The sequence below is a fragment of the Sphingomonas bacterium genome (genome assembly GCF_903643035.1).
Lineage (GTDB): Bacteria > Pseudomonadota > Alphaproteobacteria > Sphingomonadales > Sphingomonadaceae > Sphingomonas.
In genome coordinates, this window is the sequence record NZ_CAHJWW010000265.1 from 1 (window position 1) to 3837 (window position 3837).

The 3837-nt window shown below is 73.0% G+C and carries 1 protein-coding gene and 1 pseudogene; both read right to left on the minus strand.

Going from position 1 to position 3837, the window contains the following annotated elements; all coding sequences use genetic code 11:
- Positions 1 to 1933, minus strand: a pseudogene (locus HUV01_RS13505) (translocation/assembly module TamB domain-containing protein); the annotation flags it as partial.
- Positions 1933 to 3837: autotransporter assembly complex protein TamA (locus HUV01_RS13510; protein WP_174298741.1), on the minus strand; the 1905-nt coding region annotated here is incomplete at its 5' end. The gene HUV01_RS13510 and the pseudogene HUV01_RS13505, both read right to left, overlap by 1 nt.

Sequence of the window (3837 nt, forward strand, 5' to 3'; positions counted from 1 at the left end):
CGCCGCGCCCGACCACCCGCGCGTCGAGGTTGACGAGCCCGACGCCGACGCCCGGCCGCGCGGCGTGGAGCACCACCACCGGCCTGTCGACCGTCCCCGTCACCCGCGCGGTCAGCGGGCCGTACTGCGCCGAGAAGGCGTCGGCGGAGGCGAGCACGCCGCCCCTGGGATCGTAGCGCCCGTCCCCGCGCGTCACGCGGAACCGCGGCGCGGCGAGGCGCAGGTTGCGGAAGGTGGCGATCCCGTCCGGCGAATAGCCGAAATCGGCGCTGACCGACGCGTTGCCGCCAAGGAAGGTCCTCGCGCCCGCGTTGGTGATCCTGACCGTCTGCGCGGCGACGTGGCCGACGATGCCGAAGCCGCCCTTCGGCCCCGGCGCGGGGACCAGGCGCGCGTCCGTCTGGAGGTTGACCACGCCCAGGCCGGCGACGGCATAGCCGTTGATCCGGCCCTTGAGCGCGCCCGTGTAGCGTCCCGTCTTCAGGTCGGCGGCGACGACCGCGGTCGCGTCGATCCTGTCGGAGCGCAAGTGGAGGTTGTCCGACAGCAGCCGGGTGCCGCCGTTGATCGCGACGTCGCCCCGGATCGCGACGTTGGTGACGAGCCCGCCCAGGGCCGGGTTCAGCCCCGTGATCGCCCGCGCGCGCGCGTTGACCGGCAGCAGGATGCGCGCCGTATCGACGGTCGCGCGACCCTCGGCATAGACGCCGTCCACGCCCGTCGTGCCGAACCGCAGCTGGTCGGCGAGAATCTTGTAGTCCACCGTCGGCGTCCGGAACGCGCCGTTCAGCGCCAGCTCCGCATGGAGCCCCCGGCCGGCGAGGTTGGGCGCGACCGCGCCCGGCGTCAGCAGGTCCGCGCCGACCTTGAAATTGGCGAAGGACGATCGGGCGAGATCGATCAGGCCGTTGCCCGCCACCGCCAGCGCGTCGGAGCGCAGCGAGAAGCGCGTGTCGGCCCTGCGGTCGGCGAGCGCGGTGTGGACGTCGACGGACAGGTCGGGCGCGGTCAGCCGCGCGGCCGGGCCGGCGAGGTACAGCCCGGGATGGGTCAGGCCGTGGAGGTCGACCGTCCCGCTGCGCGCCGTCAGGCGGAGGTCCGCGAGGCTGGCGCCGCCCAGCGTCGAGGCCAGCCGGCCGTTCCACGCCTTCCACGATCCGCGCCCGTCCACCGACAGCGTCAGCGGCTTCGTCAGCGACGCGAGCCCGGTGATGACGCCGCCCGTCGGCGCGTCCAGCTTCACGTCGATGGCCAGCCTGTCGTCGTCGGGCACCGCGTCGAGGACGAGGTGCAGCCTGTCCCCGCCCGCGACGCCGGGCGCGGCCGCCCCGCCCGCCTCCTTCAGCGCGCGGCCGTCCACCAGCAGCTGCGCGCGCCGGTCGGCGATATGGGCATGGCCCTCGATCCGCGCGATGTGGCGCGCGCCCGCCACCGGCGCCTCCAGCACCAGCCGGTCGACGCGCAGGTGGTTCACGTCGATGTCGAGGTCGGGCAGCGTCGGCGTGCCCGGCGGGCTCGGCGGCGTCGCCTTGAGCTGCGGGTTGCGCGCGAGCGTCACGAGGCCGGCGGTCAGGTCGCGCACGTCGACATGGTTGCGGACGAACGCGAACGGCCGCCAGTCGACGCGGAGCTGCGGCGAGGTCGCGAACACGCCCCTGGGATCGCTGACGCGGACGTCGCGAAGCTCCATCCGGCCATAGAGCGACCCGTCGATCCGCCCCACCTTGATGCCAAGGCCGCTCGCCGTCGTGTAGTTGCCGATCTGGTCGGCGACGAACCGCCGGCCCGGCGCGGTGTCGATCCCGAACGCCACGACCAGCACCAGCACGACGAGCGCGAGGAGCGCCCAGCCGGCGCCCTTGAGGATGCGCCGCCACAGCGGCCGCGCCGCCGGCGCCGGCGCCGGCGGATGGTCGAGGGCGTCGCTCGCCATCAGAACGCCTGTCCGATCGAGATGTAGAGCGCGATCTTGCCGTCTCCGGGCCGGGGGTTGAGCGGCGTCGCGACGTCGATGCGGAACGGCGCGAAGTTGGTGTAGAACCGGCCGCCGATGCCCGCGCCGAACCGCGGCGAGCTGAACTTGGGCCTGCTGCTCTCATAGGCGTTGCCGCCGTCCAGGAACGGCACGATGCCGAAATTGCCGAACCGGTAGCGCGCCTCGATCGAGAACTCGTCCAGGCTGCGCCCGCCGACCGGATTGCCCTGCGGATCGAACGGCCCCAGCCGCTGGTAGCCATAGCCGCGCACCGAGCCGCCGCCGCCGCCGTAATAGCGCCGCGACGGCGCGAGGTCGTCGCGCGCGATCCCCAGGATCGAGGCGACGCGCAGCCGCCCGGCGAGCACGAGGCTGGACGACACCGACCGGTAGTAGCTGCCGTCGAGCTGGAGCCGGGCATAGGGGCTGACCGATCCCTGCACCGACGTCTCCGGGCTGCCGGTCAGCGCGATGCGATAGCCCCTGGACGGGTTGAGCAGGTTGTCCGACGTGTCGAACTGGACCTGTGCCGGCAGCGCGGCGATTAGGTAGTTGCGGCGCGTCCGGTCGCCCAGGCCGAAATCGTACACGCTCTCGTTCGTGCCCGCGATCTCGCCGCCGTAGTAATAGGTGATGCGCTTCTGCCAGATCGGCGTCGACACATAGCTCCACCGGGCCGACACGGTCGCGGTGAACGCGTTGAAGGCGTCGTAGTTCGTGTGGTCGACCGAGACGAGGGCGCTGAACGTCCGGTCGCGCCGGCCCGCGTTCGAGCGGCGGAAGTTGGCGGACGCGCCCTGCTCCTGCGAGCCCGCGATCCCGGTCAGGATCAGCGCGCCCTCCTCGGGGAAGCGGTTGCGGTCGGTGTAGCTGCCCGTTAGGCTGAACCCCTGGCCGGTGGCGTATCCCGCCTGCCCCGCCAGCGCGTGCTCCGGCCCGATCGCCTGGCGGACCAGCAGGTCGATCCTCTCCGTGCCGTCGGGCTCGATCACGCCGGTCCGCTGCGGCTCCACCGAGATCGACGAGAACAGCCCGGTCGCCACCAGCGCGTCGCGAAGGTCGTCGCGCAGCCGGCTGTCGTACAGCTGACCCTCCCTGAAGCGCGGGAAGACGTCGAGGTGCGGCAGGCCGAACACGTCGTCGCCGGTCGTGGCGATCCGGCCGAACGACGATCGCGGGCCGGTGTCGACGGGCAGCGTATAGTCGCCCGTGAACGCCCGCTCGTCGAGCAGGATGTCGCGGTCGCCCACCTTGACGAACGGATAGCCCTGCTGCGGCAGCGTCAGGCTGACGTTCGCCTCCGACCCCTGCACGCGCAGCGCGTCGATCGGGTCGCCCGTCGCCAGCGGCAGCTCGCGGCGGACGAGGTCGGGCGGCGTCGTCGGCCCGGTGTTCACCGTGACCTTGCCGAGCCTGTAGAGCGTTCCGGGCACCGCGGTTACCGTGACGGCCAGCGTCGACCGCTCGCCCGCCGGCACCTGAGCGACGACGGACGTCGCGGTGCCGTCGTAATAGCCGAGCGACTTCATCAGCCGCACCGCCAGCGCCTCGTCCTCCCTCGCGCGGGCCGTGACCTGCGTCGCGTTGTCCGCCTTGCCGTGGCCGCCCCGCAACGCCGACAGCGCCTGCCACGACGACTTGAGGTTCACCTTGTCCAGCCCCTCGATGCGCGTGTCGTAGCGGATCCTGGGCGCGTTCTTGTCGCGGACGTCGGCCGCCGTCTCCAGCGGCGCGGTGTCGAAGCTGGCGAGCGGCGTCAGCGGCTGCGCCAGCTGGGGATCGCCGGGGCCGGTCGGCGGCAGCGTGTCGGAGGGCGCTGTGGACGCCGGCGCCGGGGTGGCGGCCGGAGCAGAGGCGGCGGA